This window comes from Bacillus sp. 220_BSPC, assembly GCF_001054655.1.
In the GTDB taxonomy this organism is placed as follows: domain Bacteria; phylum Bacillota; class Bacilli; order Bacillales; family DSM-1321; genus Peribacillus; species Peribacillus frigoritolerans.
Map to the genome: position 1 here is coordinate 1 of NZ_JVPL01000209.1, position 274 is coordinate 274.

Consider the following 274-nt stretch of genomic DNA (forward strand, 5'->3'; position numbering starts at 1 on the left):
TAAAGTGTACCCTTTGTAAAGGACATTAAAAAAACCTAGGCAGTTTTAAGAAGATGATCTCTATATTGAACAGGGGTCATCTTTTTTAAATTCCACTGATATCTATAATGATTGTAATAAATCATATATTGTTTAATTTCTTTTCTTAACTCATCTAGACTTGTACATGCTTTAATAGAGGACTCGTCTTTAAGATGGCCAAAGAATGATTCCTGTGGTGCGTTGTCCCAACAGTTTCCTCGTCTTGACATAGATGGGCGTAACCCTAATTTCT

The 274-nt window shown here is 33.9% G+C and carries 1 pseudogene (cut by a window edge); it reads right to left on the bottom strand.

The features are described 5' to 3' along the window. Positions 1 to 35: 35 nt before the first annotated feature. Positions 36 to 274, bottom strand: a pseudogene (locus tag ADA55_RS16955) (IS3 family transposase); its annotated part runs 585 nt beyond the window's last position; the annotation flags it as partial.